The following is a 5,389-nucleotide window of genomic DNA, read 5'->3' on the forward strand; positions in this document are numbered from 1 at the left end:
CAGCTCGAAACTAGAAACTTCTTTTTTCGCGCACCTGGCGCATTTGGCGCACCAGGCGAACGACAAACCCCGGCCGCTGGCTTATATTCCGGCACTATGATGATGCCGCCGCCATATCGCCCCGCCCTGCTCCCAGTCCCGCAGAAAGCGGGGAGTTTACCCCGCGTAACGAAGTGTAGCGGGGCTGGTCATGGAGCGGAAATATTTTTCAACAGGGAGATTCCGGCCTCCCGACGGGCGAAACTTTCAAAATGCGGAATTTTGTATGGATTTTGTGGAATTTCTCGCTGAGCCCGGCTTACCGGTCGGCTCCCGGCCTCAAGCCTCTGCTATCGGCTTTCTTCAATATTCAATTGTCAATGCTCCGGTCCCCAATCCCCAGTCACCAGTCACCAATCACCAAAAAATGGGCCTCCCGCGGTTGCCACACCGAAGATAACTTCGGGAAAGGCGGCCAGGGCAAACCAACGGGAGGCCAGGTCGCATCGCCGGGGGCGTGATGCCTCCGGCCTTCTATGTCAAAAAAAGGTTACTGCAGCTTTTCCAGCTCGCGCTCCAGAGCGTCGAAGCCCTGCTCAGCCTTGAACTCGTTCCAGAGGGCTTCTTCCTGCCGGGCCGACTCTATGGCCGCCCGCCGGGCCTCATCCAGTGAATACGCCACTAGGACGAAATAGGTGCCGTCTTTGGCAATGTAGGTCTCCTTGATCATGGCACCTGTGAGGGTGGCGTCCGTGACGCCCTTGCTCACCGCCTGGGTGAACTCCAGCGCCCCGGCCCGCTCGCCAATACCGCTCTCCTGCATGAAGTCCTTTACCAGCGACTCCACCTTGATCTTCACCGCCGCCGCGATTTCGTCACGAGCCCGCTGGGCGGCGACCTTCTTGGACAGACTGGGATTCTGTTTCTTGGCCTGGCCCACGCCGTAAATCATGCCCTCCGCCGCCGGGGGTTCCAGTAACCACGCGGGCATATCCCGGCTCTCCCGGGCTTCGGTGGTGCCGGACTCCATTTTTCCGGCGCAACCCGCCAGGATCAGCAGCAGCCCCCCCAGCATCATCAGCGTAATTGTTCGCTTCATGGTTCTACTCCTTGTCACTTACGATATGTAGTTGCACAGCCTTCTCAATCCGCTGGCCTAACGGTACCTCGGACAGCCAGCGCTGGAATTTGGTATAACTGGCGTCACCGGCTGAAAAAGAGACGTACCCTTTCGGTACATTCATTAGACCGGAAAGATCGGCAATGGGTTGTCGTGAGAATACCGCGTAGATGGTCTCATTGGTGGTAGGTGCACCGGGGTCGGCGGCCACGCGGTAGTGCACGCCTCGGGCCCGCTCCTGGCTAGTGGGCATCTCCAGCCACTTCCCGGCTAAGACGGCATTGTCGGTCATCAGCGCATTAGGGAAAACGAGCATCACCGAGTTGTCGCTGAGAAATTCAAAGACGTACAGATAGCCGTCGACGCTGGGCCGGGCCCGGATAATCAACTCATCCCCATCCTTGAGCAGGCGCTCGTTCACCGCCAGCTCCAGCCGCAGGGATGCATCTCGCTCACCTTTGACCGGCACCACCCGGGCCTCCAGAACAATGCGATAACGGTAGGCGTTGCCTTCCAGCGGCTGCAGATCGGTAGATAGGATCCTCTCGTCCACCAGGTGTCCGGTGACCGATGAGAGGGCGAAGGTGCTCCAGGTGGACTTCTCAAAAGCGGCGCCGGCAGTCTCATCCATAATGTCGCTCAGTAGCGAGGTGAAGGAGACTTTTGCCGGTAGGGCCTGCTCCAGGCCGGCAACCCGGGCAGCCTGGAGTACCTGCTGCCGGGCCTGCTGCGGAGCCACCGAACCGGGAAATACCAGCGATGTATCTACCAGGAACCAGCCCGGCCTGACTACGTAATCCATCCGGCTGGCGGCGGCTCGCGCTTCCGCGGCCAACTCCCCGGTCTCAGCTTCCAGAACGGACTCTTCGGCCGGCGTAGGGGCTACCCCGGGCAGGGGCACCGCCTCCCCACCCTCCAACTCCACAAAGGCCCGCTCGGCCGCAGCTTGGGCCTCGTCCGGCTCCTCGCCCTCAGGACTCACTTCTCTTGGGCGCGAACTGCAGCCCACCCACAGCAGAGCCGACAGGCTTATGATTGAAAGCGTGCGCATCAGTATTCCACCAGAATCTGGTCCATGGTCCCTCCCATGAGCTGCGGGGTTTGCTCGCGGTTGAACATCCGCCGGGCCAGATACGGCACGTTCTCCATAATGTAACCGAAGACTTCCTCCGATGTCACCTTGCCATCCTGGTCTCCGTCGGCCGCACCCCGAATGCCTTTCAGGAAAAAGTAAGTAAACAGCCCGTGTCCTTTCTCCCGATACCAGGAACTGATCTGATCCCCGGAGGAGGAAGTGAGCACCACGCCGCTTTTCAGGTTGGCGGCAGGATTCTCCACGGAAATAAAGATGGGCGAGGCCTGCTGGATGAGCATGCCCGCCTCACTGCCGCCGCTGAAGCAGGCATCCACTACCACCGTCAATGACCGCACCTCCAGCCCATTGAGCTGGCGATAGAACTGCTCCAGGCTGTAGCCGGTCTGGGCGGCGTAGTTGGGATCAGCGTCATGGGGAACGAAATAGGCGCTGGCGTTTTCCACGTCGGGGGCACCATGCCCGGAATAGTAGACGAAAACATCGGATTCACCTGGCTTGATGTAATTCTGCAGCTGCCCTTCGAAGATACGGTTGAAGGCCGCCTTGGTGGCCTCCTGGTCCACGGCCATGATGATGTTCTCTTCCTGGAATCCCATGGCCTGTACCAGGTAGTCCCGCATCAGCCGGGCGTCGCGCCGGGCAAAGTCTACCTGAGGAACATCCGGGTGAGCGTATTCGGTGATGCCGATCACTACACCCACAGCATCGGGCCGCGGGGCAGCAGCGGCGGGAATATCGATGTCCACGTCGCTGGTGGGCAGTGCCTCCACCGGCTCCGGTTCCGGGGCGGCCGGTTCGACGTACCCCGGCGGTGCAATCTTCACCGGCTTGGCCCGGCTTACCCCCTCAAATTGTTGGGCGGCCGCCCAGCCGGAGACCAGCACCAACACCATCAGGAAACTATTCAATTTCAAACTCATCGGAAAGATCCAGTGTTGTGGGGTCCTTACTTAAATATACCATGATGCGGTAGTCCTCCCCTGGGTCAAGATCATCAGAGGGATCCCACTGCAGTTGATTCGATAAAATAATGTTTCTCATAAGAACATCGACGACGACCGGCCCTTTCAACAGGGCCACCGAAAAGATCGCTGAGGATGCAGCACCCTGGTATTGCCAGCGGATGGTGTACCTATTATCACGCCGCCAACGATCACCGAAAATGGGGCGTTCCACCCTGAGGTACGTAACGGGAATAACCGGCGTCCACGCCAGCGTGTACTCACCCTGGGCTTTGCCTGACTCGCCCTTGACCAGAACTGTCAGCGAGTCCAACGGGCCGTAGAGGGTGGTCCAGTAGACCGGTCCGATCCCCTCCACCACCGCCTGAGGGTAGCTGAGTGTATCCAGGTAGAATTCATACTCTTCCATATCTCGGCTGAAAATACGCAGGGTGATATTATCCCGCTCGGACCGCAGGAACAGCTGCCCCGCGTAACTTTCGGAGAGCTGGATGTCGAAATAGTCCAGGTCCCCCGCCGGTTTGATGATAGCCTCAATCTGGATATCCATCGGCAGCAGGTAGGGGTAGTAGTCATTGCAGCAGCGACCCTCAACCAGCTCGTAGGGGTCCTCACTGGTATCCCGCTCCAGCCACTGGTCATCATCGGAAAAGATAACCTTCTCAATGATATCGGAGCGGGTCTCCCCACAGCCGGCCAGCCAGAGCACCCAGGGCAAAATGAAAATGAGTGGATAAATGCGTTTCATGAGGCTATTGAGTTGGTATATGCAATCCTACTTCGAGGAATGCTTCGGTGAAATTCACCCACGGGCTCAGGAAATTCTGGCGGGCACCCACATTCACTTTGAACCATCGGAGGAGGTTTACCTGCATACCTGCCTCGGCGAACAGGCCCGGATTGTTGAGGGAAGAAGTAACACTCCACTTATCATTCCCCAGACGAAAGCGATTGTAGCTGATCCCGCCGCCAACCTGGGGCAGGAAAAGGCCAAACACCGGCAGGGGAGTATAGGCCATCGAGAATGAAAATCCCAGGTAATGGAGCAGGATATCTTCTCCGCCGTAGCGCTTGTCACCGAAGGATAGATACTTCAAGCGCAACTCATCCTCACTGGGTAGAGCCAGGTCCCAGTTCCGATACAGCACATTAAAGCGGTAGACGAACGGCACTGCGGTGATGCGTATCCCTAACCGGCTATTCAGCTTGTGAACCAGGCTGCCATCTCCGATCATGTCCCCAAAAGATCCACCATCAACGAGATAATAATTTCCACTCCCGCCATAGAAGGTGACGCCATTGCTCAGCCGCTTCGTAAGGCGGTTACCGGCCACCAGGGAATGGAAGAATCCGGAAACGGTAGTCCGCGGGCGACCCACCACCTTGATAACCAGGTTATCGGAAACCAGGGCCGGCACGTCATCCAGCACCTTCCAGAGGACACTCTTCCGGCCCGCACCCACAACCCGCCGGCCGACATCACCGCTAACGCTTTGGGCATGAATGGGGAAGGCATAGCCCCCGTCCAGCGAAGCATATAGATCGATGGCATAGACCACATTGGGCTCGGTGTCGTAGATGGTATAAGAAACCTCGACGAGATTGCCGGGTAGCACTTCAAAGTCCACCTTGGTAATGGACTGGGCCGACAGCCCCGTGAGTAATAAACACAAAACTAGATTTAGCTTACGCATGCCGCAATTATAGACTACCGCACAACCCTATTGGTTGCCTCCAAATATAGAGTTTGATAGCGAAAAAGTATAACACTATCCGATTCTGTGACCTAGGCCACATCCAGCGCGGTTCAATGCACCACCACCAGCTTCAGGTAGGCTATATTGCCCCCCGCCCGGATCTCGGCCACATACGGTCCGGACGCCACCCGCTGACCCTGGATGTCACGCCCATCCCATATGGCCGCATAGTGACCCCGATAATGCGGCTCGGCCCGCAGCACCCGCACTTTCCTGCCGATAGCATCGTATACCGTAATTACCACCTCCGAATACCGCGGTATGGTGTACTCAATGCGGGTGTGATCGCTGAAAGGGTTAGGATAGATGGGGCCGAAGGAGAAAGCCAGTTCCTCGGCTTCGGAGGGTATGGCGGTACCCAGAGCCTCCAGTAGCAGCGGAAGGGTATCGCTGGTGGCCGTGGCCCCCTGCCCATCCCGGACTACCACCGTCCACAGAAAGATACCGGCCGAATCCAGGTAGGCCATTACATCGG

Annotated in this window: 6 protein-coding genes; all 6 read right to left on the minus strand. The window is 58.0% G+C overall.

From position 1 onward, the window contains the following. Window positions 1-529: 529 nt before the first annotated feature. Window positions 530-1,078: an LPP20 family lipoprotein gene (locus ACETWG_06435; protein ID MFB0516224.1), complete on the minus strand. Its 549-nt coding sequence runs from the start codon at window positions 1,076-1,078 to the stop codon at window positions 530-532. A gap of 4 nt (window positions 1,079-1,082) precedes the next feature. Beyond that, entirely contained in the window at window positions 1,083-2,150 is a 1,068-nt protein-coding gene (locus tag ACETWG_06440; protein ID MFB0516225.1) for a DUF4384 domain-containing protein, read from the minus strand. Then, entirely contained in the window at window positions 2,150-3,115 is a 966-nt protein-coding gene (locus ACETWG_06445) for a caspase domain-containing protein (protein MFB0516226.1), read from the minus strand. The genes ACETWG_06440 and ACETWG_06445 overlap by 1 nt, the downstream gene beginning before the upstream one ends. Further along, complete coding sequence (locus ACETWG_06450; GenBank protein ID MFB0516227.1) at window positions 3,096-3,905, minus strand: Ser-Thr-rich GPI-anchored membrane family protein; 810 nt, start codon at window positions 3,903-3,905, stop codon at window positions 3,096-3,098. Before ACETWG_06450 ends, ACETWG_06445 begins: the two co-directional genes overlap by 20 nt. A 4-nt stretch (window positions 3,906-3,909) precedes the next feature. Further along, window positions 3,910-4,830 (minus strand): hypothetical protein, encoded by a 921-nt coding sequence (locus ACETWG_06455; protein ID MFB0516228.1) that lies wholly within the window; start codon window positions 4,828-4,830, stop codon window positions 3,910-3,912. 134 nt (window positions 4,831-4,964) lie between these two features. Then, the coding region (locus ACETWG_06460) for a T9SS type A sorting domain-containing protein (protein ID MFB0516229.1) at window positions 4,965-5,389 on the minus strand (425 nt) is incomplete at its 5' end.

The sequence above is a fragment of the Candidatus Neomarinimicrobiota bacterium genome (assembly GCA_041862535.1).
GTDB lineage: Bacteria > Fidelibacterota > Marinisomatia > SCGC-AAA003-L08 > TS1B11.